A 24,396-nucleotide genomic window follows, 5' to 3' on the forward strand; every position below is an offset into this window, starting at 1 on the left:
TTTGGCAAGATCCATCTGTTGGCGGTCCGGTACAGTGCTCGCTTCGACCAGTGCCAGACTGGCGGCCTTACTTGCGAGCATTGCGTCGGCGTCGCAGCTAAGTACCAGGTGTTGCATCGCTCGATACCAGAGGGTGTCCTCGTGCCCCAAGTGCTCGCACTGGTGGCGGAGAATGAAACGCAGAGCCGCTGCTTTAAGAAAATCTTGATAGTCGGTGGTCATCACGCTACGACCTCGCTGCGTTTGCTGAACAGTTGGATGGCAGCCAGGACCTCGGCATGGCGTGCAGCCATGTGCCGGTTGTGTTTCTGCAGGATGGTGTCGGCTTCTTCGGTGGTGATCACACCGTCTTGCAGTGCCTGAGCTATCTCCTGGTCGACCGCCCCGCGACGTGTCGAGACGTTTACCGACATCGCGTATAGCTCGACGGTATCCAGGTCGTCCTTCTCGGTCACACGAACGAACATGCCGCCATAGAGTGCCGCGATGTACTCCGGCAGATGGGTCGTGCCGGTCTGTAGCTCCAGCTGGCGCAGCTGGACGTCGGTCAGTGGACGGGCGGCTTCGTATGCGTGGTTGTCGAACTTCTTGAGTCCTAAGCCGAGCTGTTCGGCGGCCTGGATGCGGCCTCCCGGGTAGGCGCAAATGATTGCGCTGACTACTTCCTTGCGAGTGCGTAGAACTGGATTTTTCATGTTCTAGTGGTCCTTGAGGTGAGGTGGCCTTACTGTGAAATCACGCCGTCTTTGATCCCGAGCAGCACTGCGGCGCGGTGTGCCTCCCCCCTGCGACCTTTTCGACGACCGTTGAGAAGGTCGCTGACCAAATTTTTGTTCAAGCTATGAATCCGACTGAATTCCGCAATACTCATCCCTTTCCGATCAAGCGCTGCGCGGGCTTGCTCCGGTGTAACTGGCGCGGGCATAGTGTGTTGCCTCCTGTTGTAATGAGTTGTTTTGTGTTCTTTCGAGGTGATTATGCACGCGAAATTGGTCTTGTAAAGGATAAAAGCTTGAAAAGTTGTGCATATGAATCAGCGGCTGAAGGATCAGTTGGGGATCGGCTACGCGCAGAAAGGGTCCGTCTGGACCTGAAACAAGATGATTTGGCCCAAGTTGGTGGGGTGAATCGCAACACTCAAGGAAGCTACGAGCGCGGCGCAAGGAACCCAGATTCTGCTTACCTCAACGCTGTAGCTGGCTTGGGCGTCGACGTCGTTTATGTTCTGACTGGTCAGCGTTCGCTTGGTGGGAGCATAAGCCCCGAGGAAGCCCAAATTATTGAACAGTACCGTCAAATCCCTGAGCAGGACCAACGAGCACTTCGTCGTTTCCTAAAAGCGATGTTTGATGACGCTGACCAGTAGACCTTTGTCCGTTCGCATTCCCTTCTAGTGCACCTAGTCAGCCCCGATAACGCTAACTCCACAATGCATATCAAGGAGTTAGCGCATGTTGGGATTGGCAGTAGCTGAGCAGAAGCGTCTGGATCTGGTCGATTCTCGCTGGTTTGATCTGAGCGAAAATGAGCGCCGGTTGATTCGGCGCCTTCGCCAGTTGACGGACCGCGATCGTCACCAGGTGCAGCGATTGATTGAACAGTTGGCCAAGTATCCGGACGACTCGGTTACTTGAGTCGGTGAGCACGCCGCCGTGCTGCGGCCGGCGGTACTGTTCAAGCTACAGCCTGACCTTTCATCATTTCGAACAGCGCCTTTTGTTGGTCTGGCGGCAAGCTTTTGAAACGATCCACCAGAAGCGTGTCCAGGTGCTGCGCTGATGGGCGCAATGTGTGTGAAAACGCCAGAGTTGATACCCAGGTATGACCGCACTCTGCGTCCAGACATTGGCAGTACAGCTTCACGTAAGTCCGGGTTACCTCTTCTCGTGAGCTGATGCGCCCTTTGTGGCCGCAAGTCGTGCAATAGATCCGCATGTGTCCCTCCCCAGGGTGTTTACTTGCCATCATTATGCCGCCAGATTTCCAGGTGTTCACTGCAAATAGCCTGTTTTTAGGTGGTGATTCCTGTTTCTTTCGGGTCAGTCCAGTTGATTCTCCGGTCCTCCCGCAGGTGTTCATTCACCTGGTCAAACAGCTGACAGATCGGCCTGATCTCGTTGCTGGTATAAACCCTGTCGATCTTCTCGATATCCCCGAAGCCGCCGCTGTTTTCCGGAATAATCCCCGCCAGCGCCGGGTTCATGCGCCAGGCGGCGATGATGTCGTTCCTGGTGATGTTCTTGACCTTCTCCAGCTCGTCCCGGGCCTGAAAGTCGCCGACCGGGATAATCTTGATTGCGTTCTCCTGGCCACCGGGGATGTTCACGAACATTGAACGGAAGTTGCCCACGCCTTTGCTTGCGCTGATCTGTGCGCGTAGGTCGTCCTCGTCCTCCTCCGACAGGTTCGGGTCGTTGGTGTAGAAGATGTAACCGGCATGGGCGCCATTGCTGTAGTAGCGCCGGCGGAACAAGGTCGCGGCCTCATTGAGCAGCAGCGCCTGCAGGCCGCCCAAGTAGTCCGGAATCCCGTAGATGTTCTGTTCTACGTCGTAATCTTTGATCTGGATAATCTCATCCTGGTCGAACTCCTCCTGATGCCCGTTCGGCAGCAGCATCACAAAGCCGCCGTCTACCCGTACCCGCATGTTTATGGCGGGCAAGTGCTCAAGCTCCAGGGCCTGGTCCGCGAAGTTGAAGTGGACCAGGAAGTACGCCTCCCCGAACACCATGTAATCCAGGGCCGCGCACCCCATGGTGTGTGTGCTGCAGCCCGCTGACGGGATGAACTCACGCAGCAACAGGTTTCGCTTGAACTTCGGAATAGCGCCGTGGTGCGCGTTGGCCCGCAGCAACTTGGCCAGGCCGGCGCGCGACACCGGCGGCTTGTACAGCCGCCCGTCGTCTGTGGGGAACACGCCCAGATATTCCCCGATATTGGCGGTCAGTACCTGTTCCGGCTCCCCGAACGTGAACATGCGCGTGGGCTGTTGGGTTTGTTGCTGAGTGGGCTGGTTCTTTTTGCGTGGTCTGGCCATGTGTTCCGCTCGTTAAGTAGCGGCTACGGCGCCGCCTGTTGGTGTTCAAAGGTTCGTTGTAGAGCGCGTGCATGACCGCCCAGGCAACATCGGCGTGCCCGGTGGCGTCGGTGCGAGACGCGCTGTAGGTCACCTGACCGCTGCCAGTGGTGCCGCGCTTGATCGTGAGGAAGGCCTGGGCAATGTCAGTCCAACCGGCGTCCCATTCGATGCGGCTGCCCTGGATCGTGTCCTGGGCCTTGAGTACCAGGAGGTTTTTCGTCTCCAGGCTGTAATGGATCGAGACGGCCCGGGGGTAGAAGTCGCGCACCAGGTCAAACACGCCGTAGCCGATGCCGGTGGTGTCGATGCCGATGTGCTGCACGTTGAAGCGCTCGGTAAGTTTCTTGACCTGCTCGGCCTGGTACTTGAAGGACTGGCCCCGCCAGCTGTGCTTCTCCAGGATCCGGAACTTGGCCCCTGCCTCCAGCGGTGGCGCTATGACCACGCAAGTGGCGTCGTCGCGGGTGCGGCTTGGGTCGTAGCCGATCCATACCGGGCTGCTGCCATAGGGGCGATCCGCCTCGGGGTCGTAGTCGTCCCACAGCGTCATGTCGGAATAGCAGCGTTCCAGGTCTTTGAGGGAAAACGCGCTCTGCGTGCTGTCAATGAATTTGCACATGAACAGCTGCTGGAATTTGTCCTCGTCATACTCCAGCTGCAGCTGCTCCAGGTTGAACAAATCGCAGCCGCCGGCGAGCGCATCCAGGATGGTGATGATCTTGCGCCAATGCCCATCTGGGCATAGCGCGCCCGCTGCGATCTGGTCGTCACTGGGCCATGGCTTCTTGGCGTCCTTGTGCTTGCCGTTGCGGAATTTCTCTCCGCTCCAGAACGGATAAGCCTGATGCGACACCGCGCTGGGCGTCGAGAAATAGGTTTTGCGCCATTTGAAGTGGGTGCCCATGGCGCTGGCGGTGTTGTTCAGCTTCTCGAAATCGCGGATCCAGAAATATTCATCGACATACACATGGCCGTGATAGCCCTGCGCGGTCGCCCCGTTCGTACTGAGAAAGCGCAGCTCGGCCCAAGGCTTGCCGTTTTTGCTGAGGACTATGGGGTTGCCGGTCAGCTCCAGGCCGAACCACTCTTGAGCAAAGGCGATGATGTAGCTACGGAATATCTCAGACTGGGCGCGGCTGGCAGACAGAAAGACCTGGTTATCCCCGGACAGAACCGCATCCATGAATGCCTCGCCGGCGAAGTAGTAGGTCAGGCCTACCTGGCGGCTTTTGAGGACGTTCCGGATCCGCATCGTTAGCGGATTCTGTTTGGCCGCGAATAACTCTTTCTGGTAGCCGTACATCTTGGAGATGAACTTATCCAGGAAGTCCACTTCCGTGAGGTCGCTCACGTCGTTCTTGGCCTTTTTCTCCCGCTTCTTGCCGCCCCCCTCACCACGGCAGGACCGCTCGCCACGCGATCGCTGACGGGGTTCCTGGGGCTCGTCCTGGTTGTCGCCGAGCGGGGGGGCCGGCGAGGGCTTCGCGGCTTGCTTCTGCAGGCGTTCCCGGATGGTGGTCAGCCGGTCTAGCTCGTTGAGGTCGTCCTTTGTCAGGCTGGTGGCCTTCTCCAGGAGCAGGGTGATTCGCCGGCTGACGGCGGTCAGCGGTTCTTCATCCGACAGCATGTCTTCCCACCCGCCCTGGCGGATCCAGTAATAGACGATCCGGATATTGGGCAGGTTGAGCTGTGCCTGAATTTCCTTCGCCTTGCAGCGGCGTAGAAACAGGCGTTTGGCGGCTTCTTTAACTTCGGTTGAGTAGTACATGGGGCCGCAGTCTATGCGGCGATCATCGGCGAAACGCCCGGTAAAAAACCTTGTTTCTCCTATCTTTGGGAAATAGGAGAAAGCCGGAAGTAAAGCGATTGGCCGGAGCCGATCGGCTGCCTAAGGTGGCGCCCAACGACCACCACCGAGCGCTTCACCCATGCCCCGATCCCTTGTCTCCTACTGGAAGCGTGTAGCTGTCAGCGGCCCGACTGCTGATAACCGCGAGATCACAGTTCAGGAACTGCGCGACTGCGCGGACAGCTACAAGCTGTCGGTTTACACGGCGGTGATCTGGAGCGAACACGAACGCTGGCCGGGCTCCCACGGCACTGTCTATGCCGTGCGTCTCGTAGAAGACGACCCCGAACTGGAGCCTGGCCAGGTGGCCCTGGAAGCGCAGCTCAAACCCAACGACAAGCTGCTGCAGCTGAACGACCAGGGCGAAAAGCTGTTCACCAGCGTGGAAATCACGCCGAACTTTGCCAACACCGGTCGCTACTACCTCACCGGCCTGGCTGTCACCGACTCGCCAGCCAGCCTGGGCACCCAGGAGCTGTATTTCTCCCGGAATGCCCGCAAGGGGTACCGCTACGCCCGAACCTCCTACTACTGCAGCGCCATGGCCCTGGGCTCGCTGCGCGAAGGCAGCCAGCAAAACAGCGAGATCCGCCGCTTCTTTTCCGCCCTGGGCGGCCTGTGCAAGCGCTTCGCCGACATCACCAACCCCGACACTCCCTCACCTGACGAGAACAAACCGATGGATGAAGCAACTGCCAAGGCGCTCAAGGCGCTGTATGACCAATTCGTGATTCTGCTGGCCGGCCTGCAGGCGGTGCTGGAGCCCGTCGTGGAAGACGTGGACACCAGCGACACCCAGGAACAGGTCGATGCCGTGGGTTCCGCCGTCCAGGACGTGGTGGACCAAGCCGACGAGGAACGCGGCGAGTTCAAGAAAAACGGCGGCAAGAACATCAAGGAGCTGAGCACTCGCATGGCCGAGCTGGAACAGACCATGACCAAGATGTTCAACACCCCCGCCAACCGTCGCCAGGTGCCACGCACCACCGGCGCCACCGGCAAGCAACGTAGCAAGGGCCTGCGCTAATGGCCGCCCTTTCCCCACGCGCTGCAGCGGAGTACCTGCAGCTCCAGCAAGATCTGGCCGAGGCGTACAACGCCGGGGACGCCGCCCGCACCTTTGCCGTGGAACCGACCCACGCCCAGGAACTGAACGAACAGATCACCGAACGCGTGGACTTCCTCGGACGCATCAACGTGGTACCGGTCAGCGAGATCAAGGGCGAGAAAGTACTGCTGGGCCTGAACGGTCCGGCCACCAGCCGCACCGATACCGACAAGAACGACCGCGAGCCGCGCAGCCTGCTGGACCTCAAGCACAACATGTACGAACTGTTCCACACGGAAACAGACGTTGCCTTGAAGTTCGCCACCATCGACGCCTGGTCGAAGTTTCCCGACTTTGCACAGCGCTACCTGGCGGCGGTCCAGAAGCGGATCGCACTGGATCGCATCTTGACCGGCTGGCACGGCGTTACCGCCGCCCCTCAGACCGATCTGGCCAAGTTCCCCATGCTCCAGGACGTGAACAAAGGCTGGCTGCAGATCGCCCGCGAGCAGATCCCGGAACAGATGCTGTCCACTGGCGATCCCGCCAAGAAAATCATGCTGGGCAAGGGCGGCGATTACGCCAACCTCGACGCGGCGGTGCATGACGTCAAACAGATGATCGATCCGGTATACCGCGACGAGGGCGACCTGGTGGCCATCATCGGCTCGGACCTGCTGGCCTACGACAAGGGCAAGCTGTACGCGGCCCAGGGCCAGACCCCAACCGAGAAAGAACGCATTGAAGATGCCCAGGTGATCGCCACCTATGGCGGCTTGCCGTCCTTCCTGATTCCCTTCTTTCCGCCCAAAGGCATCGTGGTCACCTCCTGGAACAACCTGTCCATCTACTTCCAGGACACCAGCTGGCGCCGCCACTTGCTTGAGAACCCGAAGCGCTCCCGTGTCGAGGACTTCAACGGGCGTAACGAGGGCTACGTGATCGAGCAACTCGGCAAGTTCGCTGGCCTGGAGTCGAGTTCCGTGGAGCTTGTGAAGTGAGCCTGGCCTTGGAACACAAGCGGCGCATCCTGGCCGAAGGCGTAGCAGCAGCGGTAAGCACTGCCGCCGCCAATGCCTTGCCCTATTCGCCGAACGAGGCCCTGAGCAGCCCCGCGAACGCCCGCAAGCACCTGGCGCTGATGGAAGCAGCCCTGGACCAGGACCTGGAGCGCCTGAGCGCGATTCAGGGCCTGGCCACCCGCCAGGATCTCAAGCGCCGCGAGCTGCTGCCCAAGTACCAGGAGTACGTCCAGCGCTACGTCGAATCCGGCCAAGTCTTTGCCAATCGCGTGCTGGTCCAGGTGATCGTCTGGCTGTTCGATACCGCCCAGTTCGAGGATGGCCTGGAGCTGGCAGATATCGCCATCGCCCAAGGCCAGCAGATGCCCGAGCGTTTCAGGCGCCGGGACATCCAGACCTTTGTCGCTGATGCGGTCTGCGAATGGGCCTATGACGAGTACAAGGCCAACCGCAGCCCTGAGCCCTATCTGTCCGATCTGCTGCCCCGCGTGGATGGCGAATGGCAGCTGACGGAGCAGATCCCGGCCAAGTTCCACAAGTTGATCGGCATCCGTGCTCAGGAAGCCAAGGAGTGGGCCACTGCCCTGCAGCACCTGGAGCGAGCCCAGCAGCTTTATTCCAAGGTCGGCGTGGACACCCGGATCGAGAACTGCCGCAAGGCCCTGCGCAAGCAAGAGGCCGCCACCGGCGCCCAGTAACCAACGACTACCCCCCCAGCGGGAACCCGTGAAACGAGTCAGCCATTTATGGCCCGCCCCGTTGAAACGGTGTTTCCCGCCCTATTTGAGCGGCCAGCAATGAGCTTTTCCGGGAAACCCACCACCTTTGTGGACCTGACGATCGAGAACGACGGCTTCTGGCCGGACCTCTCGCTGTCGGAATTTCAGAAGGAACAGCGCCTGCCGGCGGAGTACCTGGTGGAGCTGCTGACCGACACCCTGACCATGGCCATGGTCGAGGTCAATGCTGACCTGGCCAAGTGCAAGGCCCGCTGGCAAGCCGTCGGCATCACCAACGTGGAAACCGCGGCCCCTCTGCTGCTGCCTGAGCGAGCCTTCAAGGCCAAGCTCTACAAGCGCGCCGTGTACAACCGTGCCAAGGCCCAGGCGCTGCCCCAGTTCGCCACGGTGAACCGCCGCGAAAGCGCCGAGAACACCGGCAAGGAAGCCCCGGAGCGAGCGGAAACCTTCCTCGCTTTCAGCCAGCAGGCCGTGCGCGCCCTGCAGGGCCGTGGCCGCATCACGGCGGCCTTGCTATGAACAAGCTACGCGCTCTGACCAGCTTTCTGATCGACCGCCAACTGGTGGCGCCGGAGCAGATCGACAGCTTCGCCGAGCAGGTGAACCTGGACCTGATCTGGAAGAACGGCGCCAAGGGCCTGCACATGGGCGATATGCGCTATCGCGCTGTCCTGGTCCTGGAGCGGTTCGCCGAAAACCCGGCGCTTCTGATGGCGTTGGTGGGCAGTTGGCTGGAAGCCCACGACCCGGACCGTGACGACGACCTGCCGGCGCCGGCGTTCGTGGTCGAGCAACTGGACAACGACCTGGCCGACGTCGAGCTGACCCTGGAGTTCATCGAGCCCCAGCACTTGGCCGAAGACCCTAACGGCCCGATCGATGCCCTGGGCAAGAAGTGGGGCCTGGTGGACTTCGAACTGTGGACTGCAGAACAGGGCGAGGTTCGCAGCCATGGCGCGTAGCACCTTTGAACTGGACGCCCGCGGTTACCTAGGCGTGCGCGAGCAGCTGGCCTTGCTCAGTCTGCCGCCGCAGCTGCGCCGGCGGCTGCTGAACAACGTTTCCAAGCGCGTGCGGAGCATGTCCCGTAAGCGCATCCGCGAACAGCAGAACCTGGACGGCTCCCCGTTTGCCCCTCGGAGTAACCCCGAGATGGGCAAAAAGAAGATGGAGGCCGGCCTGGGCAAGCTGCTGCAGGTGACCCGGGTTAGCCCTGACCAGGCCACCCTCGGATGGCGTAACGGGCTCACCAGTTGGGTGGCTGCCCAGCAGCACAACGGCGAGTCGGAACGCCGCACCGCCGCGCAGATGCGTCGGTGGAACAAAGTCCCGGAAGGCCTGGCCGCGACGGACAAGCAAGCCAAACGCCTACGCCGGTTGGGCTTCAAGGTTCGCCAGGCGGGCAGAAAGGGCCTGTCCCGGCCGGCCGTGGCCTGGATACAGGAACACGTCGGGTACGCCCAGGCGGGCCTGCTGATCCGCATTCTTTCCGACGAGAAGGCCGAAGGCACCGGCGCGCAGAGCTGGGAAATCACCCTGCCCAAGCGCCAGTTCCTGGGCGCCAGCAGCGAACGGGATACCAGCCTGCTGGTGAACCAGGTGCTGCAACAAATCCTCAACTCTCCCCGCTAACGAGGCACAGCATGGCACTCGGCAAAGTCAGCGTTCATAACCTCAACCTCGGCCAGGGTGCCGTGACCGAGATCGAGCGCTATTTCCTGATCATCGGCCCCGGCGCTAAGAACGTCGGCCAGTTGATCCCTCTGAACACCGACAGCGACCTGGACGCCCAGCTGGGCATTCCCCCTAACGATCTGAAAGCCCAGATCACCGCCGCACGCCAGAACGGCGGCGACCGCTGGGCCTGCGTGGCTGCGCCGATCGCTGCAGACGGTGATTGGACCGCTGCCCTGGAAAAGGCCCAGCAGCAAGGCTTCTCGGTCGAATGCGTGGTGATCACCAAGCCTGTGGCCACCGCCGCCGAACTGTCGGCCATGCATGACGCGGCCGAAGAGATCGCCAACACCTACGGGCGTCGGTTGTTCGTGATGGCCGCCGCCGTGGGCATCACGGTCCAGCAGACCTGGAACGAGTACCTGGGCGAGCGCAAGGCGCTGACCAAGGACTTGCTGGCCCCGCGTGTCCTGGTCGTTCCGCAGTTGCATGGCAATGACCTGGGCGTGCTGGCCGGCCGCCTGGCCAATGCGGCGGTGAGCATCGCCGACAGCCCCATGCGCGTGGCCAGCGGCGCTCTGATGGGCCTGGGCGAGACGCCCCAGGACAAGGAGGGCATCCCACTGCCGAGCGCCATCCTGGCCGAGCTGGACAAGGCCCGTTACTCGGTGCCGCAGACCTACCCGGACTACCCGGGCGTGTACTGGGGCGACGGCAACATGCTGGACGCACCGGCGAGCGATTACCAGGTAATCGAGTACCTGCGCCTGGCCGACAAAGCCGCCCGCCAGGTTCGGCCGCTGCTGATTCGCCGGGTCGCCGATCGGCGCCTGAACAACTCGCCGGCGAGCATGGCCGCCGCTGTCAGCGCCTTTATGAAGCCCCTGCGCGCCATGGCCAAGTCCACCACCTTTGCCGGCCAGGTGTTCCCCGGTGAGATCGAATCGCCCAAGGACGGCGACGTGGTCCTGGTCTGGAAAAGCAAAACCAGCGTGGAGCTGTTCTTGAAAATCAAACCCCTCAACTGCCCGAAAGACCTCACGGCAAACATTGCCCTGGATCTTTCCAACGACAACCAGGAGTAACCCCATGTCCCGCATTGGCGGCAAGAACTTCGACATTGCCCTGGGGGATCTCCAGGCCCACGTCGAGAGCTGCACCCTGGATATCACCGACAACACCGCTGTGGCGCAGTCCCGAGGCGTGCCCGATGGCTACGTGGACGGCGACGTGGCGGCCAGTGGTGAATTCGAGTTCGACAGCAACAATTTCAATCTGCTGATCGAGGCCGCCCGCACCGCCGGTAGCTTCCGCCAGTTAGAACCCTTCGACGTGGTGTTTTTCGCCCAGGCAGGCCAGGAAGAACTGCGCATCGAGGCCTTCGGCTGCCGGCTGAAGGTGTCCAGCTTGCTCAGTGTGGACCCCAAGGGCGGCGAGAAGACCAAGCACAAAGTGCCGTTCGACGTCACCAGTCCGGACTTCATTCGCGTCAACGGCGTGCCGTACCTGGCTGCTGCCGAGATCGAGGGCCTGCGCTGATGGCCTGCCTGTTCGAACGCGCCCAGGCGCTGGAGCAGCGCCAGAGGGAACAAGCGATCTCCGCCCAGCTCGCCACAGTGCAACCGAGCGGACCGAGCCGCACCCACTGCAAGGACTGTGAAGAGCCCATTCCGGAGGAACGCCGGGCCCTGGGCGGCAAGACCCGCTGTACCCCATGCCAATCCCTTTTCGAGCGCCCCCAACGATGACAGCACGCACGCTGCAGAAGCCGAAGATGGAGATCCGCGTGGCTCTCCTGGAACAGCGCCTGGCCGACCTGGTCACGCATCACGAATCGGTCCCTGGTCGCGTCACCCGCCTGGAAGGGGAGTTCGAACACATGGCGAACCAGCTTGCCGCCATCAACGAAGGACAGCGGCAACTGACCGCCACGGTGGCCGATATCGGTACAAAGGTAACCCGGGTGCTGGCCATCATCTCGGTCCTGGCCGTTGTCGCGCAGATGGTCGCACCACACCTGCTGCGCCTGGTGTTCCCATGAGCTTGCGCCGCAAGATCCTGGCCGGCACAACTGGCCTGGTCCTGGGCAGCACTTCACTGATGGCGTTCCTGGGGCAGTGGGAAGGTGAGGGCCAGAACGTGGTTTACGCCGACAAGCTGGCCCGGGGCTTGCCGACCGTCTGCGCGGGTATCACTCGCCACACCAGCCCCTACCCGGTTGTGGTCGGTGACTACTGGTCGCCAGAACGCTGCGCCGAAGTGGAGCAACTGGTGGTGCAGAAGGGCCAGCTGGCCCTGGCCGACTGCCTGACTAACGAGGACATCAGCCAGAACACCTTCGATGCGCTGTACAGCCACGGTCACAACGTTGGTGTGCCCTCGACATGCGCGAGCCGTGCCGTGGCGCTCATCAACGCCGGCAACATCGCTGCAGGCTGCAAGGCGCTGGCCTGGGGCACGGATGGCCGCCCGGTATGGGCTTATGTCACCGACGCCAAGGGCAACAAGCGGCTGGTGCCCGGGTTACACCGGCGCCGACTGGCTGAAGCGGAGTTGTGCGCCCGATGACTTTTTCCCCACTTCGCCTGCTCATGGTCGTGGTGTTGGCAGCCAGCTCGGCTTTGTTCGCCTTCAACCTGGTCCTGCAGCAGCGAGACAACGCCCGATCGGAGCGAGACCTGGCGCAGTACGAAACCCAAGGACTTCGCGAGGCCGCCCGCATCACCGGCGAGCGCTTGGCCAAGGCAACAGCCCTCGACACCCAACACACCCAGGAACTGAACCATGCATGGCAACGCAACCAGGATCTGCAGCGCGCTGTTGATGGCGGCGATCAGCGGCTGCACGTCAACGCCACCTGTCCCGCAATGCCCGACCGCTCCGGCGGCGCCGGCGTGGCTGATGCAGTCGCCGCCGAACTCGCAGCAGACGCTCGACCGGCTTATTTCGCCCTTCGGGACCAGCTCGCCCTCAGTCGGCAAATGATCCTGGGCCTGCAGGACCACATTCGCACCTTTTGTACCCATCAACCCAACGGAGCAACACCATGACCACCAACAGCCGCGAGATCACTCTGGAAGTCGGCGACAAGGAATTCAGCTTTTCCCTGTCGCCCCAGGACGTGACCAAGTACTTCAATGCCATGACCGCGACCAACAAGGTGGCGCCGTCGTTCAACCTGCTGAGCACCACCGTCAACCAGGAACAGCGGGCCGGCTTGCGCGAGCAGCTGCAGGTCAACCCGGTGCTGACCATGCAAATGGCCGGCGCGCTCCTGGAAGAGTTCGCCCCGGACGTTGAAGTGCTCGTAAAAAAGCCCTCGACCACGCCGACCGCCTGACCGAGGACGGCCTGGGCCAGCTGATGGCCCTCACCAACCGCTGGCTGCCTGGCGCTGAACCTTCGATCGAGAACATGGGGACGGCGCAGTGGCTTGAAAACGAGCACTGGAGACGCATGGAGATTGCCGTGGCAAACGGCATTGCCCATGCGTTGAACGGATAACTGAGCATGGCTGACCGCAGCGCCCGCCTGGACTTCATCCTGGCCCTGACCGACAAGGTCACCGCACCTCTGGGCAAGGTGAAAATGGGCTTTTCGAACCTTGCCGAGCAAAGCGAAAAGAACATCAAGACCATGGGCCTGGGGCTGGCCGGCATGACCGGCGCCTTCGTCGGTATCAATCAGTCGCTGCAGCCCGCCCTGGAGATGAATCGCGCGCTGGGCGAGGTCCGTTCCCTGGGCGTGGCCGAAGACGCGCTGACCGCGCTCAATCAAAAGTCGCTTGAATTCTCTGTGGCCTACGGCGAGAACGCCCGGGACTTCGTAGCCTCGGCGTACAGCATCGAGGGCGCCATTAAGGGCCTGACGGGCAGCCAGCTGGCGACCTTCACCAACACCAGCAACCTGCTGGCCAAGGCCACCAAGTCCGACGCCGAAACCTTGGGCGCCTACGTGGGCACCATGTACAACCTGTTCAAGGTCCAGGCCGACGCCATGGGCAAGGCCGAGTGGGTCGAGAAGCTGGGCGGCCAGACCGCCCTGGCGGTGCAGCTGTTCCGCACCGACGGCGCCCAGCTCAAGGATGCATTCAAGGAAGTGGGAGCGATCGCCACTGCCGGAGGCGTGGACATTGCCGAGCAGTTCGCGGTTATCGGTTCACTGAGCAGCACCATGGAAGGCGGCGACGCCGGCGGCCGGTACAAGGCGTTTTTCGAGAACATCGGCGCCGCCTCGGACAAGCTCGGGATCAAGTTCACCGACCAGGAAGGGAAGGTGCTGCCGATGCTGCAGATCCTGGAGAAGCTGCAGGGCAAGCTGGGCGACCTCAACAGCGCATCGGCCGGCACCAAGCTGTTGGACGCATTCGGTGGCGAGGGCGCCCAGGTGATCGGCGCACTGGCGAAAGACACCGACCGGCTGCGCCAGGGCCTGGACAAGCTGGGCAAAGTCCGTGGGCTTGAGGATGCCGAGAAGATGGCCCAGGCCATGGTCGATCCCTGGCAGCAGTTCGCAGCCGCTGTCGAGGCGTTGCGGATCGCCTTCGGGCAAGCGTTGATCCCGATCCTGACCCCGCTCATGGCCAAGTTGTCCGGCATCGCCGGCACACTGACCCGCTGGACTCAACTGTTTCCGAACATCACCCGAGTAGTGGGCATTGCCACCCTCGGCGTGCTGGCCATCATCGCCGCCATGTCGCTGCTGACGTTTGTAGTCGGGGCGTCCCGTATGGCCTGGATGGCCATCATTACCGTCTGGAAAGTGGTTCAACTGCTGAACCTACGCACCATTGCCGGATTCCTCCTGCAGGCGGCGGTGATCGCTACCTATGTCGCGGGCCTGACAGTGCTCTACACCACGATGGGCATCATTCGCGTGGCCATGATGCTCTGGCAGGGCGTGATCTGGCTGGTCAACGTGGCGTTGACGGCCAACCCGATCGGCGTGGTGGTGATGGGCATTGCCGCCCTGGTCGCGATCGTGATCGCCGCCGTGTACTACTGGGACGAGTGGACCGGTGCCCTGATGAACACCGAGGCCTTCAAGTGGGTCCTGGAGAAGCTGCAGGCGCTGTCGGCCTGGTTCGATTCGATGGGCGGCTGGTCCGGTATGGCCAAAGGCGCCTGGGACGCGATCGTGGGCGTGTTCTACAAGGCCATCAATAGCCTGATCGAGATGATCAACAGCATCCCCGGCGTGAACATCGAGGCCCGCCTGGGCGACATGCCGACGATCCCCGGCGCCGAGCAAGCGACCAACGCCGCAGACGTCGCCAGCGCTGCACAGAAGGCGCAACAGACCATCAGCGCGGCCATCCCCTCAATTGCTCCCACGCGGCCTAACGCGGTGCCGCCTGGCGGCCTGCTGACCAGCATTCAGAACACCAGCAACCAGAACAAAGGAACCCATGTGGAGAACGTGAACATCCACACCGGCAAGGCCATGACCCCGTTGGAACTGGAAAACATGATGGGCATGGCGGTGTCCGGATGAGCGAATACATAGACCTTTGGATCGAGGACAACGACCTGCTGCTGGATCCGTCCCGACAGCCGCTGCTGATCGAAGACCGGGCCAGCATCGCCCAGGACATTGCTCACATGATCCGCGACAGCGGCCTGCTGGTGACCCTTGTCGCCGAGCGCGACCGACTTAAGCAACGCGACTGCATCCAGCAACTGGAGCTGCTGGTGGAGGCCGACGAACGCCTGGTGCCCGGTACGGCGCAGATCACCCAGCTGCAGCCGGGCCAGTACCTGGTCACGACCAAAACCCTGAAATTCGGTGACGTAGAGGTGACCCTGTGAGCGACGTTGATTTCAAGCAGGCGCTGAGTGATGCCGGTATACCGATCACCGAGGCCGGCCTGCGTCAGGCCTGGGAGAAGGAAGTGGCCGCCCAGGGCAGCAAGCTGAGCAACACCAGCGCCTATTCGCCGTTCTGGCGGGTAGTCACCGCCCTGGTGACCAAGCCGGTGTTGTGGCTGCTGGACTTCGTCGTCCAGTCGGTCCTGCCGAACTTCTTTGTAAAGACCGCCAGCGGCGCGTGGTTGGACATGTTGGCCTGGGCGGTGAACGTCGAGCGCAAGGGCGCCACCAGGGCTCAGGGCAAGATTCTGTTCACCCGTACGGGGGCAGGTGGCGCCCTGATCGTGCCGGCGGGCACCCTGATCCAGTCTGCAGCGATCAATGGCCACGTTTACCAGCTGGCCACCACCGAAACCGGCGTGTTTGCTGACGGGCTGATGCAGCTGGAGATCCCGGTGCAGGCCAGCGATACAGGCTCAGGCTACAACCTCGCCCCGGGGTATTACGCCATCTTGCCGGTTCCGGTACCGGGCATCGCCCAGGTGGTCAACAACGACAGTTGGCTGACTGCACCAGGTGCAGATTCTGAAGGCAACGACGAGCTGCGTTTGCGGGTGCGCAACCAGTTCTCGGCGGTCAACCAGTGGCACACCGACGCGGTCTATCGGGCCATGATTTCAGCCTTCCCGGGCGTGCGTCCGGATGGGGTTTACTTCGAACACGGCGCGCCCCGTGGCCCGGGCAGTGCCAACGCCTTTGTGCTGTTCGAAGCCGGGGTGCCGGCGGCGACGTACCTGGAGCAGATCAACGCCCATATCCGCGACCAGGGCAACCATGGCCACGGCGACGATCTGCTGGTGACGGTGATGCCGGAAACCTTGCACGCGCTGCAGCTGGAGATCTGGCCGCGATCGACGCTCACCGGTGAGCAGCGGCAAAAGCTCCAGGACGAGGTCGAGCAGTTCATCCGCGCCGCCTTTCGCGAGAGCACCGCCAGCGACTACCAGCCGACCCTGACCTATCCGCAATCGCGGTTTTCCTTCAGCCGCTTGGGCGAAGAACTGCACCAGCAATTCGCCGGCATTGAGTCGCTGCAGTTTGCCAATGACGACATCCTCGCTGAGCTGAATATCCCGCGCATCCAGAGCCTGCAGGTGGTGCTGCATGATTAAGCTCAATCTGAAGTTCTGGCTGGCCGGTACTGAGCTGACCAAGCTCAAGGACGCGGCCCAGGGCTGGTGGGAAAAGGTCGAGGGCTGGTTGCGCTGGCCACTGCTGCAGATGGACGCGGACACCTGTCACCTGGTCGTGCTCGACCTGCTGGCCTGGCAGCGCGATATCACCCGCTTCAAGGGCGAGCCCGAGGGCCTTTACCGGCTTCGGGTCAAGTACGCCTTTATCAACGCCGTGGATGCCGGCAGCACCGCCGGGATGAAACGCATCCTGGAGCGCCTCGGTGTGGGCTACGTCGAGATCGAGGAGCGCCAACCCGGCCGGGACTGGGACGTGGTCCTACTGCGCCTCACAGACTCCCAACTGGCGCAGAACCCCGAGCTGCTGCGCGTGCTGATTCAGCAGTACGGCCGCACCTGCCGTCGTTACGACTTCTCGACCATCACCCCCGTCCCGCTGTCGGTCGCCCTTGTTCACTTCCACGACGACCAGCAAACACTGGTCGCCAGCCTGTAGGAGCCCACCATGGGAGCCAGCATTACCCTTGCAGGTGAAAGCCTGATCGCCCAGAAACAAGCCACGCACGCGGGCCTTAAAGTCGCTCGATTCCTGTTCGCCAACGTGCCCGGACTGGACCCAAACGGCCCTGTGGACCGTGCCGCCGCCAAACCTGCACCGGCGCAGATCGTCCACACCCACCCGATCGGAGACAAGCAAGCCGGCTATGTGAACCCCAACCAGGTGGTGTACAGCGCACAAGTGGGCTCGGACGTGGGAGATTGGGACTTTAACTGGATCGGCCTGGAGACGGACGAGGGCGTTCTATTTGCTGTGGCCCATGTGCCGCTGCAGCAGAAACGCCGGAATATCCCGCCATTGCAGATCGGCAACAACCTGACCCGCAACTTCCTGTTGGTGTTCGACGGCGCCCAGGCGCTGACCGGCGTCACTATCGACGCCACCACCTGGCAACATGACTTTACCGTGCGCCTGGCCGGCATCGATGAGCGCGAGCGCCAAAGCAACCGTGACGTGTTCGGCCGTCGGTGTTTTTTGGCTGATGGTCTATTGCTGGAAAAGGTCAATGACAGCTATCAGCTCAGGACCGGGGTGGCCTATGTGGAAGGTATTCGCGTCGAGCTGAAGGCGCCTTTACCTGTGGGTTCGCCACCAGTCCCATCCCGTGCCTGGCTGGACGTAGCCCTGCAGCGCGTCGATAACGATGTGGTGGCGGCTGCGAAGGTGATCTATGCCACTGGTCCTGCGGACTACACCGACAGTGCCGGCGCTAAGCACTACTGTGTGCTACTGGCCGAAATTCCGGACCGAACGACTGTTGTTGACCGTCGCGCAGTCGAGCCGATCGACAGCCCGCTGATTCAACACTTCGCCGCACGGCATGGCGACTACCCGGGCCTACGCGCCCGGGCCACGACCAAGGAGGACGTGGGCCTGGGGAACCTACCCAACGCCATCAGCGACGACCCGGAAACCAACAGCAGCGCGATTCTGGCGACCACTAGGGCGTTGAAGTCCGTGGCCGCGCCGATCTGGGCGGCGATCGCCAATATCGTCTCCGGCGCTACCGTGGTCGGGAAAGCGGCGAAGCTCGCCACGGCACGCAAAATCTCATTGAGCGGTGCCATGAGCGGCAGCGTGGACTTCGATGGCTCCGCCGACGTGACGATCAACGCCATTTCGAACCTGGTATCCATGGATGGCATCGCGGGGGCGTCCACAAACTTGAGAGTGTCCGCCACTGGCACGGACTCCTATGTGAAGGCCACCGCTGACGAGGTGTGCGTTAAGAACGGCCTTGGCCAGCAGTTGGTGATCAAGAATGTATCCATCAGCCCAAGCCTTGCCGCGCTCGGACTGGGCGGGCTGGACGCGGGAGTGGTGAAGAACAACACCTGGTACAGCGTCTGGGTGATCTGGAACGGCGCTAGAGCCGCGGGCCTGTTTTCCTTGAGCGCTACAGCGCCACTTCTGCCAGCAGGATTTACACATAAAGCGCGCCTGGGCTGGACCCTTACTGACAAACAGGGCGCGCCTTACCCATTGTCGTTTCTCCAGCGGGACCGGACGGTTCAGTACAAAGTCGCAGCCGGTAGCAACGTTCCAGCCCTGCGCTTGATGGCCAGCGGGACGGCCGGCAATCCGACCAGCCCTGGGGGCGTACCCATTGGAACAAGCGACTTCGTCCCTGTGACAGCGACCAAGATCATTCTGTCGCTGAGCCTGCCGCTGGCCACGTCCGCCGCGATCCTGGTCGCCCCGAACAACTCCTACGGCCCCTATGCATCCACAACAAACCCGCCACCGGTCGGGCTCTCGGCTTCGGGTGCCATGGTCCCATCTTCCTTGCAGGGTGTGATCGTGCTCGAGGAGCCCCAGATCTATTGGGCTTCGAACTCGGTTGCTTCGCGTCTCTACGTTTTCGGCTGGGAGGATGGTCTATGAGTGGCTACGCAGTACAAAACAGCGGCCTGGGTTGGCGGGCTATCAATGCTCCCAGTGACGTTGGGCCTGATGAACACTACTCATACGATCAGCCGCCACCGACTGAGCCGCTACCGCCCACCCAGGAAGAGCTGGCCGCATCTGCGAGACAGCTCCGGGATCAGCTCCTTTCCAGCGCAGCCTTGAGCATGGGGCCGTTGCAGGACGCCGTGGACACCGACACGGCAACAGCTGACGAACTTGAACGCCTGAAACTGTGGAAGCTCTACCGTGTCGGGCTCAACAGGATTGAGCAGCAGCCAGGCTTCCCGGTAGAGATCCGCTGGCCATCCCCACCCCAGGCGCCGACCTGGGAGGGCCAACAATGACCTGGGCACCGGTGACCATGCGCTGGCCAGAACAGGCCACCCGCTGGATGGGTGACCTGTCAGCGGCCCAAGGCCTGGCCGGCAGAGAGCTGGCCAGCACGGCCGAACGCTTGGCAGGCCTGGATGGCATGACCAGCACCAATCCCGGGCCGGTCGGCGCAGCAGCTGAACAGGCGATCGCCGTCGGCAGAGCTGCCCTGACCAGCCAGATGGGCCAGGCGCCGGCCTGCCTGGCCGTGACTCCATTTCAAAGCGGCGTGGGCACTGGGCGGGGGAATCAGCTCTACCTGTCGGCCCCCAACCTGCTGCAGCAGCTGGCCCTCAAACTGGGCGACAGTGCCGACAGCGGCCTGCCGATTGGCCAGCACTACGCGCTGTCGGTGCTGTTCCTCGGCACGCGCTATGAGCAGTTGGCCAAGACCCTGGCGCGCTTCAACGCACTGCTACCGATCCCTGACCTGGTGCGCGCTGAGCGCCGCGCCGATCACCTGGCCAAACTGGAGACGGAAAAGTGGGTGATGCCCACGGCCGGCACCCTGCCGCGCTGGGCGGATCTGCCCCTGGAGCGCTGCACCCTGATCAAGGCGGCCAAACAATCCATGGCGGGGCAGATTGCCGTCCTAGAAGGCTACGCGGCCGACAGCTCGCCCATGGGGGACTTGGCGGCCCTGGCCAAGCGCAAGGCCGCCCAGCAGAAAGGCCGCGATCAGCAGCTAGACGACCTGAAAGCCCTACTGGCCGGAGGCAATGCCGACCATAGCATGCGCGCCCGGTTGCTTGGTCCCGGTGGCCCGGGCGACCTGCGGCGGGCCTTGCTGGAAGGCGTGGCACCGGGGCATGAGTGGGTGCTATGTGCCGGCGTGCTGCTGGTGGGCTCGCTGGAAGGCCTGAGCTTCGTTCGTGAACTGGTGGGCCTATGACGCTGCTACTCGATGGCCAGCAGGTGCTGGGCAAACGTATGAAGATCACCGCCAACCTACGGATCGAAAGCGACGACCTGTCAGGGCAGACCAGCAACACCGACACCGCCCATAAGGGCTTCAAGCCCAAGACGCTGACGGTTGCCCTGATGATCCCCTACGTCAACCAGGGCCAGTTGCGCGACCTGATGCGCCTGGCCGAGGCCACCTCCGGCGGCGGGCGGCTCAAGCTGTACCGGATCGTCAACGACACGGCCGCCGCCTTCGGTATTCGCGAGGTACAGTTCTCCGAAGGCGTGAGCGCCCGCGAGGATGATTCGCTGGCCGCCTGGCTGGTGCAGTTCACGCTCTCCGAAAAGCTGTCGAACCCGGAGAAAGTCGAGAAGCGCCGCGCCGGCAATGGGGTCAGCGCGCAGTCGGCGCCAGGGCAAGGCGTGAGAGGCGAAGGCGGCGAGGCTGGCCAGGAGCTGACCGGCTTTGAATCGGTCCTGAAAAGGGTGGATGACTACCTGGGGGGCAAGTCGTGAAACTGCACAAGGTGCTGACGATCGGCGGAAAGCCTTACGACCTGGTCAAGGACGACGTCCGGCTGGACGCCAAGAGCCCGGGCCGTGCCACCTTCACAGTCCAGGCCGGAGCACCGGTCAAGGGCCTGGTGACGTTCGATATCGGTTACAACGAGCGCACGCTGCAGCGTCACTTTATCGGCTACGTGGAGCGATCGACCGCGGTCAACGGCCTGCAGCAGATCCTGGTCTGCCGCGAACTGGCGGCGATCCTGGCCAACCCTCTGCCGCTGAACCTGCGGCATGTCGATTTGCGGGGTGTCCTGGCGGCGATCAGCAGTAAGACCGGGCTGCGCTTCCGGGTGCCGGAAAAGCCCTATGCCCAGGCCAAGGCCCCGTTCTTCTACAGCCTGGCCAGCGGATACCTGGCCATGGACAGCCTGGCCCAGGTGTTTGGCATCCCCGATTTTATCTGGCAGCAGCAGGGCGACGGCGAGGTGTTTGTGGGCAGTTGGGCGGATAGCTTCTTCGGCACCCGCGCACCACTGCAGTTGCCCATCGAGCTGTTCGACGGCTACCAGGGCAATCAGAGCGCCATGATCGCGGTTCTTCCAGGACTGCGCCCGGGCGCGACCTTCAATCAGGGCGAGCGGGTCACCAGCGTGACGCTTGCCGGCAACCAGATGGCCATCAAATGGACGACGCAATCCGCCGCAGCGTAGAGCGGCAGTTCCCCGAACTCACCGGCGGCTATCACCTGCCACGCTTCGGCCGTGTGGTCGCGGTGCCAGATGCGCCGGCGGCGCCCGGGCTGTGCGATGACTTCCGGCCGCGCTACGGCGTGGACGTCCAGGTACTGCTACCCGATGGCGAACCGGATCCGGATCTGCCGATCCTGGCCGGTCTGCCGCTGCCGGCGCCCATGGGCGGCCAGGAAGCCGGCATGTTCGGTTTTCCCGAGGAAAACACCACGGTAGTGGTGTGCTTCGCCTACGGGCTACCGCACAAGCCATTTATCCAGCAGATCCTGCCGCATGGCCTGAGCCTGCCCCGGGTGCCGAAAGGTGACCAGGTGTGGCAGCACAGCGAGGCCTGCCAGCAGCGCGTCGATGCCGACGGCAACTGGCTGCGCCAGACCGATGGAAAGATCCAGGACAAGGCGATCGAGCGCGAGGTGGAAGCTCTGGACAACGCCGAGCGCTTCCAGAATCACAACAGGACAGTGGACGACCATTCGACCGAGTCAGTGGGCGGGATCAAGAAGATCGAGGCCATGGGCGCGCTCAAGCTGCTGTCGGGCGGGTCCGCCAGCCTGGCGGTCGTGGACGACCTGCACCAGGCCACTGGCCGCGACTTGAACCTGGTGGTGGGGCAGGAGCTCAACGCCACGGTGGGCGGCGACCTGCAGGAGCAGATCCAGGGGCTGCGCAAGAGCGTGGTGGGGATCAGTCAGCGCCTGCAGGCGCCCAAGACCTGGATGGGGTCGGAGTCGGTCAATGTGCTGCAGGTGCTGTGCGACCTGCTGGACCTGGTGCAGGAGATGAATGCGCAACTGGCTGGGCATACTCATGGCCCAACGCCACCCCCGAGCAATGCCGCTGCCTTCACGTCCGACGCGGCGAAAGCTGGAGCGCTTGCTGCCAAGCTGAGGCCCATTACGCTTTGATTTTCAGCGTCAGTTTATGCATGCAAAAAAGTGATGAAATTTTCGTCGTCGTTTCGTGCAACCAAAATAGTGCTTGTATTGTGAGTTACTTATTTGGCGTGATTTTTTGAGTGCGTTTTTTCATCACATTTTGGATGTGTTTTTTAGCGGCTAAAAAATGCGATTGGTTTTTTAAGGCAGTTGAATAGTTAATATCGGCATAACTATGTCGTTATGTCGCGACATGGCTCTACCGTTCGTCTGAAAATTTTTGGGCGTGCTGTTTACATATGTAAACACTTGCAAACACTATAGTAATTCAGGTTTTAGGGCAGTGACCTGAGCAAAGCCCTTTGTTTCCGGGGGTGATCCAGTCCAGCCTCACACTATAGAACCTGAAAAACGAGAAAAGCCCAGCTAGGACTGGGCTTTTCTCGTGCTGAAACCTGGGGTTGCTCCGGCTCCAAAAAAACCAGAAGATGCTCTCAACCACCGCTTCAGCCATTTCCTTTGTTACTCGCATTTCGAAGGTTATGGTCTAGCAGGCCCTCAGTCAACCGAGCGAACCGTGTGCAGCATGCGTAAGTTCTTACGCAAGTTGCTCTAGTTGGGAGCTCACAGGCATAGGCGCACGCTAGGTGGTGGGAGGCGGCTCCATTAGCTGGAGTCTTTTTCATTCACTTAGCGGAGCGTTTAAACGATGAAAGTTCTTTATCGTTACATTCCCGAAGAGTTGATCCGTGCATTGCAAGCCGCGTACTGGTCAATTCGTTTAGTACGCATCTTGTTGCAACCATAGCGGAAATAGGCAGGGGCTTCGGCCCCTGTTTTCACTTTCACACATCTCAATCATCACGCCGCGTTCGGCTTCCCTGAGGAAAACACTACGATGGTTGTGTGCTTCGCCTATGGGCTGCCGCACAAGCCGTTTATCCAGCAGATCCTGCCGCATGGCCTGAGCCTGCCCCGAGTGCCGAAAGGTGACCAGGTGTGGCAGCACAGCGAGGCCTGCCAGCAGCGCGTCGATGCCGACGGCAACTGGCTACGCCAGACCGATGGAAAGATCCAGGGCAAGGCGATCGAGCGCGAGGTGGAAGCCCTGGACAACGCCGAGCGCTTCCAGAATCACACCAAGACGGTGGACGACCATTCGACCGAGTCAGTGGGAGGGGTCAAGAAGATAGAGGCCATGGGCGCGCTCAAGCTGCTTTCCGGCGGGTCCGCCAGCCTGGCGGCCGTGGATGACCTGCACCAGGCCACCGGCCACGACTTGAATCTGGTAGTGGGGCAGAGGCTCAACGCCACGGTGGGTGGTGACCTACAGGAACAGATCCAAGGGCTGCGCAAGAGCGTGAGCGGGATCAGTCAGCGCCTGCAGGTACCCAAGGCCTGGCGCGGGTCGGAAGATGTGAACATGTTGAATGTGTTATGTGACTTGATAAAGCTTTTGGATGAGATGAATGCCCTACTAGCCAATCACATCCATGCCCCTGTCCAACGCCCAAATAATCACGATAAGTTTAACGCTGCAGCGTTATATTCTAACGAGCTCCACATGAAGCTCGTGGATATAACTCTATGATACCTATTAGCTCCCCAAAAAGAACCTAAACTTCAGTCCAACTCTTAATGATCTGGCTAGTCGGCATCATGGTGTATAGCCACTCGCGACCTTCTTTTCGTTTCTGAAACAGCTTATGCTCAACCAGTCCATTCAGAACAGACGCAGCAGTATTATATGAACATCCTAAGTTGTCCTTCACCGTTGTTGCGGTAAACTCTAAAACCCGACCATTTCTTGCAACTTGCAAGACAGTTTTTTGTTTATCATTTAGCTTTCCATAAAGACCAGACTCATAAAGAAATGAGTTAAACTTATTCATTCCATCTAACGTTTCTTCGTAAGCGGATTTAAAATCACTGATGGCGCGTCCAATTATGCGACACTGATAGTCGACAAAATAAGTGAGATCCATCTCATCAGTCTCGGTATAAAGATAGCTTTTTCCATATTTAGCTGGAGCAGCTTTAAGCAAAGTGCTTATAGCTATATAACGAAATGCAGCAAAATCATACCTAAACAAAAACCAATAAAACAAAGA

Annotated in this window: 31 protein-coding genes and 3 pseudogenes; 27 read left to right on the forward strand and 7 right to left on the reverse strand. The window is 61.4% G+C overall.

From position 1 onward, the window contains the following. From ACK6AU_RS24770 to ACK6AU_RS24780, 3 genes and pseudogenes are all read right to left on the reverse strand, one after another. A pseudogene (locus tag ACK6AU_RS24770) lies at positions 1-222 on the reverse strand (hypothetical protein); the annotation flags it as partial. Next, positions 222-695 (reverse strand): YmfL family putative regulatory protein, encoded by a 474-nt coding sequence (locus tag ACK6AU_RS24775; RefSeq protein ID WP_409301987.1) that lies wholly within the window; start codon positions 693-695, stop codon positions 222-224. The pseudogene ACK6AU_RS24770 and the gene ACK6AU_RS24775, both read right to left, overlap by 1 nt. A gap of 29 nt (positions 696-724) precedes the next feature. After that, positions 725-925, reverse strand: coding sequence for a DNA-binding protein (locus ACK6AU_RS24780; RefSeq protein ID WP_060842886.1), 201 nt, complete (start codon positions 923-925; stop codon positions 725-727). Here ACK6AU_RS24780 and ACK6AU_RS24785 point away from each other — a divergent pair. Together ACK6AU_RS24785 and ACK6AU_RS24790 are read left to right on the forward strand one after the other, a co-directional pair. Beyond that, positions 842-1,366 carry a helix-turn-helix domain-containing protein gene (locus ACK6AU_RS24785; RefSeq protein WP_409302040.1) on the forward strand — a complete coding sequence of 175 codons (525 nt, stop codon included), beginning with the start codon at positions 842-844 and terminating at the stop codon, positions 1,364-1,366. The two genes, ACK6AU_RS24780 and ACK6AU_RS24785, sit on opposite strands and share 84 nt — an antisense overlap. Before the next feature lie 85 nt (positions 1,367-1,451). Then, on the forward strand, positions 1,452-1,634 hold the full coding sequence (locus ACK6AU_RS24790) for a hypothetical protein (protein WP_409301989.1): 183 nt from the start codon (positions 1,452-1,454) through the stop codon (positions 1,632-1,634). Between the two features lie 40 nt (positions 1,635-1,674). On the opposite strand, the gene ACK6AU_RS24795 is transcribed toward ACK6AU_RS24790, so the two are convergent. The 3 genes from ACK6AU_RS24795 to ACK6AU_RS24805 form a co-directional block, all read right to left on the reverse strand. Beyond that, positions 1,675-1,935 carry an ogr/Delta-like zinc finger family protein gene (locus tag ACK6AU_RS24795; protein WP_401261700.1) on the reverse strand — a complete coding sequence of 87 codons (261 nt, stop codon included), beginning with the start codon at positions 1,933-1,935 and terminating at the stop codon, positions 1,675-1,677. Between the two features lie 76 nt (positions 1,936-2,011). Beyond that, positions 2,012-2,878, reverse strand: a complete 867-nt coding sequence (locus ACK6AU_RS24800; protein ID WP_158552879.1) for a phage portal protein — start codon at positions 2,876-2,878, stop codon at positions 2,012-2,014. Further along, positions 2,790-4,847 (reverse strand): terminase large subunit domain-containing protein, encoded by a 2,058-nt coding sequence (locus tag ACK6AU_RS24805; protein WP_409301991.1) that lies wholly within the window; start codon positions 4,845-4,847, stop codon positions 2,790-2,792. The genes ACK6AU_RS24800 and ACK6AU_RS24805 overlap by 89 nt, the downstream gene beginning before the upstream one ends. Positions 4,848-5,007: 160 nt before the next feature. Between ACK6AU_RS24805 and ACK6AU_RS24810 the strand changes: the two genes are divergently transcribed. From ACK6AU_RS24810 to ACK6AU_RS24930, 25 genes and pseudogenes are all read left to right on the forward strand, one after another. After that, positions 5,008-5,955 carry a GPO family capsid scaffolding protein gene (locus tag ACK6AU_RS24810; RefSeq protein ID WP_409301993.1) on the forward strand — a complete coding sequence of 316 codons (948 nt, stop codon included), beginning with the start codon at positions 5,008-5,010 and terminating at the stop codon, positions 5,953-5,955. Then, positions 5,955-6,977: a phage major capsid protein, P2 family gene (locus tag ACK6AU_RS24815; protein WP_409301995.1), complete on the forward strand. Its 1,023-nt coding sequence runs from the start codon at positions 5,955-5,957 to the stop codon at positions 6,975-6,977. The genes ACK6AU_RS24810 and ACK6AU_RS24815 overlap by 1 nt, the downstream gene beginning before the upstream one ends. Continuing rightward, positions 6,974-7,696, forward strand: a complete 723-nt coding sequence (gene gpM / locus ACK6AU_RS24820) for a phage terminase small subunit (RefSeq protein ID WP_409301997.1) — start codon at positions 6,974-6,976, stop codon at positions 7,694-7,696. The genes ACK6AU_RS24815 and gpM overlap by 4 nt, the downstream gene beginning before the upstream one ends. Positions 7,697-7,795: 99 nt before the next feature. Beyond that, complete coding sequence (locus tag ACK6AU_RS24825) at positions 7,796-8,257, forward strand: head completion/stabilization protein (RefSeq protein WP_409301999.1); 462 nt, start codon at positions 7,796-7,798, stop codon at positions 8,255-8,257. Continuing rightward, the gene (locus ACK6AU_RS24830) at positions 8,254-8,700 is read left to right on the forward strand and encodes a phage tail protein (protein WP_409302001.1); all 447 of its coding nucleotides are present in this window, start codon (positions 8,254-8,256) and stop codon (positions 8,698-8,700) included. Before ACK6AU_RS24825 ends, ACK6AU_RS24830 begins: the two co-directional genes overlap by 4 nt. Beyond that, positions 8,690-9,370: a phage virion morphogenesis protein gene (locus ACK6AU_RS24835; RefSeq protein WP_409302003.1), complete on the forward strand. Its 681-nt coding sequence runs from the start codon at positions 8,690-8,692 to the stop codon at positions 9,368-9,370. Before ACK6AU_RS24830 ends, ACK6AU_RS24835 begins: the two co-directional genes overlap by 11 nt. An 11-nt stretch (positions 9,371-9,381) precedes the next feature. Beyond that, a complete protein-coding gene (locus ACK6AU_RS24840; protein WP_409302005.1) occupies positions 9,382-10,497 on the forward strand; it encodes a DUF2586 domain-containing protein in 1,116 nt (371 codons plus the stop codon). A gap of 4 nt (positions 10,498-10,501) precedes the next feature. Then, positions 10,502-10,951, forward strand: coding sequence for a phage protein (locus tag ACK6AU_RS24845; RefSeq protein ID WP_409302007.1), 450 nt, complete (start codon positions 10,502-10,504; stop codon positions 10,949-10,951). Next, positions 10,951-11,160: a TraR/DksA C4-type zinc finger protein gene (locus tag ACK6AU_RS24850; RefSeq protein WP_409302009.1), complete on the forward strand. Its 210-nt coding sequence runs from the start codon at positions 10,951-10,953 to the stop codon at positions 11,158-11,160. The genes ACK6AU_RS24845 and ACK6AU_RS24850 overlap by 1 nt, the downstream gene beginning before the upstream one ends. Next, positions 11,157-11,453, forward strand: a complete 297-nt coding sequence (locus tag ACK6AU_RS24855; protein ID WP_409302011.1) for a hypothetical protein — start codon at positions 11,157-11,159, stop codon at positions 11,451-11,453. The genes ACK6AU_RS24850 and ACK6AU_RS24855 overlap by 4 nt, the downstream gene beginning before the upstream one ends. After that, positions 11,450-11,980 (forward strand): lysozyme, encoded by a 531-nt coding sequence (locus ACK6AU_RS24860; RefSeq protein WP_409302013.1) that lies wholly within the window; start codon positions 11,450-11,452, stop codon positions 11,978-11,980. Before ACK6AU_RS24855 ends, ACK6AU_RS24860 begins: the two co-directional genes overlap by 4 nt. Further along, the gene (locus ACK6AU_RS24865; protein ID WP_409302015.1) at positions 11,977-12,462 is read left to right on the forward strand and encodes a lysis system i-spanin subunit Rz; all 486 of its coding nucleotides are present in this window, start codon (positions 11,977-11,979) and stop codon (positions 12,460-12,462) included. The genes ACK6AU_RS24860 and ACK6AU_RS24865 overlap by 4 nt, the downstream gene beginning before the upstream one ends. Further along, the gene (locus ACK6AU_RS24870; protein ID WP_409302017.1) at positions 12,459-12,752 is read left to right on the forward strand and encodes a putative phage tail assembly chaperone; all 294 of its coding nucleotides are present in this window, start codon (positions 12,459-12,461) and stop codon (positions 12,750-12,752) included. Before ACK6AU_RS24865 ends, ACK6AU_RS24870 begins: the two co-directional genes overlap by 4 nt. Positions 12,753-12,775: 23 nt before the next feature. Beyond that, on the forward strand, positions 12,776-12,916 hold the full coding sequence (locus tag ACK6AU_RS24875; RefSeq protein WP_176707090.1) for a DUF6890 family protein: 141 nt from the start codon (positions 12,776-12,778) through the stop codon (positions 12,914-12,916). Positions 12,917-12,922: 6 nt separating this feature from the next. After that, on the forward strand, positions 12,923-14,905 hold the full coding sequence (locus tag ACK6AU_RS24880; RefSeq protein WP_409302019.1) for a phage tail tape measure protein: 1,983 nt from the start codon (positions 12,923-12,925) through the stop codon (positions 14,903-14,905). After that, positions 14,902-15,219, forward strand: coding sequence for a DUF2590 family protein (locus ACK6AU_RS24885; RefSeq protein WP_409302021.1), 318 nt, complete (start codon positions 14,902-14,904; stop codon positions 15,217-15,219). The genes ACK6AU_RS24880 and ACK6AU_RS24885 overlap by 4 nt, the downstream gene beginning before the upstream one ends. After that, positions 15,216-16,391 (forward strand): baseplate J/gp47 family protein, encoded by a 1,176-nt coding sequence (locus tag ACK6AU_RS24890; RefSeq protein WP_409302023.1) that lies wholly within the window; start codon positions 15,216-15,218, stop codon positions 16,389-16,391. Before ACK6AU_RS24885 ends, ACK6AU_RS24890 begins: the two co-directional genes overlap by 4 nt. Beyond that, on the forward strand, positions 16,384-16,908 hold the full coding sequence (locus ACK6AU_RS24895; RefSeq protein WP_409302025.1) for a phage tail protein: 525 nt from the start codon (positions 16,384-16,386) through the stop codon (positions 16,906-16,908). The genes ACK6AU_RS24890 and ACK6AU_RS24895 overlap by 8 nt, the downstream gene beginning before the upstream one ends. A 9-nt stretch (positions 16,909-16,917) precedes the next feature. Continuing rightward, entirely contained in the window at positions 16,918-18,855 is a 1,938-nt protein-coding gene (locus ACK6AU_RS24900) for a phage tail protein (protein ID WP_409302027.1), read from the forward strand. Beyond that, positions 18,852-19,223 (forward strand): tail fiber assembly protein, encoded by a 372-nt coding sequence (locus ACK6AU_RS24905; RefSeq protein ID WP_409302029.1) that lies wholly within the window; start codon positions 18,852-18,854, stop codon positions 19,221-19,223. The genes ACK6AU_RS24900 and ACK6AU_RS24905 overlap by 4 nt, the downstream gene beginning before the upstream one ends. Beyond that, entirely contained in the window at positions 19,220-20,143 is a 924-nt protein-coding gene (locus ACK6AU_RS24910) for a hypothetical protein (protein WP_409302031.1), read from the forward strand. Before ACK6AU_RS24905 ends, ACK6AU_RS24910 begins: the two co-directional genes overlap by 4 nt. After that, on the forward strand, positions 20,140-20,670 hold the full coding sequence (locus ACK6AU_RS24915; protein WP_409302033.1) for a DNA-binding protein: 531 nt from the start codon (positions 20,140-20,142) through the stop codon (positions 20,668-20,670). The genes ACK6AU_RS24910 and ACK6AU_RS24915 overlap by 4 nt, the downstream gene beginning before the upstream one ends. Further along, the gene (locus tag ACK6AU_RS24920; protein WP_409302035.1) at positions 20,667-21,371 is read left to right on the forward strand and encodes a hypothetical protein; all 705 of its coding nucleotides are present in this window, start codon (positions 20,667-20,669) and stop codon (positions 21,369-21,371) included. Before ACK6AU_RS24915 ends, ACK6AU_RS24920 begins: the two co-directional genes overlap by 4 nt. After that, on the forward strand, positions 21,344-22,315 hold the full coding sequence (locus ACK6AU_RS24925) for a hypothetical protein (protein ID WP_409302037.1): 972 nt from the start codon (positions 21,344-21,346) through the stop codon (positions 22,313-22,315). Before ACK6AU_RS24920 ends, ACK6AU_RS24925 begins: the two co-directional genes overlap by 28 nt. An 841-nt stretch (positions 22,316-23,156) precedes the next feature. After that, a pseudogene (locus ACK6AU_RS24930) lies at positions 23,157-23,876 on the forward strand (hypothetical protein); the annotation flags it as partial. 25 nt (positions 23,877-23,901) lie between these two features. Here the strand turns inward: ACK6AU_RS24930 and ACK6AU_RS24935 are convergent. Continuing rightward, positions 23,902-24,396, reverse strand: a pseudogene (locus ACK6AU_RS24935) (Fic family protein); the annotation flags it as partial.

Source organism: Pseudomonas sp. KCJK8993, assembly GCF_046230915.1.
Lineage (GTDB): Bacteria > Pseudomonadota > Gammaproteobacteria > Pseudomonadales > Pseudomonadaceae > Aquipseudomonas > Aquipseudomonas piscis.

Bases quoted from the DNA above. Each gene is read 5' to 3' on its own strand.
- ACK6AU_RS24775 (WP_409301987.1), bottom strand. From the start codon at position 695: ATGAAAAATCCAGTTCTACGCACTCGCAAGGAAGTAGTCAGCGCAATC.
- ACK6AU_RS24785 (WP_409302040.1), top strand. From the start codon at position 842: ATGAATCCGACTGAATTCCGCAATACTCATCCCTTTCCGATCAAGCGC.
- ACK6AU_RS24780 (WP_060842886.1), bottom strand. From the start codon at position 925: ATGCCCGCGCCAGTTACACCGGAGCAAGCCCGCGCAGCGCTTGATCGG.
- ACK6AU_RS24790 (WP_409301989.1), top strand. From the start codon at position 1,452: ATGTTGGGATTGGCAGTAGCTGAGCAGAAGCGTCTGGATCTGGTCGAT.
- ACK6AU_RS24795 (WP_401261700.1), bottom strand. From the start codon at position 1,935: ATGCGGATCTATTGCACGACTTGCGGCCACAAAGGGCGCATCAGCTCA.
- ACK6AU_RS24805 (WP_409301991.1), bottom strand. From the start codon at position 4,847: ATGTACTACTCAACCGAAGTTAAAGAAGCCGCCAAACGCCTGTTTCTA.
- ACK6AU_RS24810 (WP_409301993.1), top strand. From the start codon at position 5,008: ATGCCCCGATCCCTTGTCTCCTACTGGAAGCGTGTAGCTGTCAGCGGC.
- ACK6AU_RS24815 (WP_409301995.1), top strand. From the start codon at position 5,955: ATGGCCGCCCTTTCCCCACGCGCTGCAGCGGAGTACCTGCAGCTCCAG.
- ACK6AU_RS24825 (WP_409301999.1), top strand. From the start codon at position 7,796: ATGAGCTTTTCCGGGAAACCCACCACCTTTGTGGACCTGACGATCGAG.
- ACK6AU_RS24830 (WP_409302001.1), top strand. From the start codon at position 8,254: ATGAACAAGCTACGCGCTCTGACCAGCTTTCTGATCGACCGCCAACTG.
- ACK6AU_RS24835 (WP_409302003.1), top strand. From the start codon at position 8,690: ATGGCGCGTAGCACCTTTGAACTGGACGCCCGCGGTTACCTAGGCGTG.
- ACK6AU_RS24840 (WP_409302005.1), top strand. From the start codon at position 9,382: ATGGCACTCGGCAAAGTCAGCGTTCATAACCTCAACCTCGGCCAGGGT.
- ACK6AU_RS24845 (WP_409302007.1), top strand. From the start codon at position 10,502: ATGTCCCGCATTGGCGGCAAGAACTTCGACATTGCCCTGGGGGATCTC.
- ACK6AU_RS24850 (WP_409302009.1), top strand. From the start codon at position 10,951: ATGGCCTGCCTGTTCGAACGCGCCCAGGCGCTGGAGCAGCGCCAGAGG.
- ACK6AU_RS24855 (WP_409302011.1), top strand. From the start codon at position 11,157: ATGACAGCACGCACGCTGCAGAAGCCGAAGATGGAGATCCGCGTGGCT.
- ACK6AU_RS24860 (WP_409302013.1), top strand. From the start codon at position 11,450: ATGAGCTTGCGCCGCAAGATCCTGGCCGGCACAACTGGCCTGGTCCTG.
- ACK6AU_RS24865 (WP_409302015.1), top strand. From the start codon at position 11,977: ATGACTTTTTCCCCACTTCGCCTGCTCATGGTCGTGGTGTTGGCAGCC.
- ACK6AU_RS24870 (WP_409302017.1), top strand. From the start codon at position 12,459: ATGACCACCAACAGCCGCGAGATCACTCTGGAAGTCGGCGACAAGGAA.
- ACK6AU_RS24875 (WP_176707090.1), top strand. From the start codon at position 12,776: ATGGCCCTCACCAACCGCTGGCTGCCTGGCGCTGAACCTTCGATCGAG.
- ACK6AU_RS24880 (WP_409302019.1), top strand. From the start codon at position 12,923: ATGGCTGACCGCAGCGCCCGCCTGGACTTCATCCTGGCCCTGACCGAC.
- ACK6AU_RS24885 (WP_409302021.1), top strand. From the start codon at position 14,902: ATGAGCGAATACATAGACCTTTGGATCGAGGACAACGACCTGCTGCTG.
- ACK6AU_RS24895 (WP_409302025.1), top strand. From the start codon at position 16,384: ATGATTAAGCTCAATCTGAAGTTCTGGCTGGCCGGTACTGAGCTGACC.
- ACK6AU_RS24900 (WP_409302027.1), top strand. From the start codon at position 16,918: ATGGGAGCCAGCATTACCCTTGCAGGTGAAAGCCTGATCGCCCAGAAA.
- ACK6AU_RS24905 (WP_409302029.1), top strand. From the start codon at position 18,852: ATGAGTGGCTACGCAGTACAAAACAGCGGCCTGGGTTGGCGGGCTATC.
- ACK6AU_RS24910 (WP_409302031.1), top strand. From the start codon at position 19,220: ATGACCTGGGCACCGGTGACCATGCGCTGGCCAGAACAGGCCACCCGC.
- ACK6AU_RS24915 (WP_409302033.1), top strand. From the start codon at position 20,140: ATGACGCTGCTACTCGATGGCCAGCAGGTGCTGGGCAAACGTATGAAG.
- ACK6AU_RS24925 (WP_409302037.1), top strand. From the start codon at position 21,344: ATGGACGACGCAATCCGCCGCAGCGTAGAGCGGCAGTTCCCCGAACTC.